We start from the raw sequence: 250 nt of genomic DNA on the forward strand, positions 1-250 counted from the left end.
GCCCGTACCGGTCACCGTAGCTCGATAACTGCCACGGTTGTAGATGGTGGCATTGTCCCAGGCGAGGGTGTAGTCCGTGCCTTGCACGGTGTCGGTCCATTCCGTTGCCGACGGCAGGCGTTTGACCTCCAGAAAAAAGCCTGATTCCTGCTTCTCATTCAAACAAATTCTTTCTTCGGCCTTTTTTAACGTATTATTCATATCGCGCTGTCAATTAGATGTTTACATTTTGTTTGCTTCCCTTTCCCGA

1 protein-coding gene is annotated in these 250 nt (G+C 49.6%); it reads right to left on the reverse strand.

Annotated elements, in window-relative coordinates; translation table 11 throughout:
- Window positions 1–201: hypothetical protein (locus tag D0T84_RS22400; RefSeq protein ID WP_163310120.1), on the reverse strand; the 201-nt coding region annotated here is incomplete at its 3' end.
- Between the last annotated feature and the right edge of the window lie 49 nt (window positions 202–250).

The organism is Dysgonomonas sp. 521, assembly GCF_010501055.1.
Taxonomy (GTDB): Bacteria; Bacteroidota; Bacteroidia; order Bacteroidales; family Dysgonomonadaceae; genus Dysgonomonas.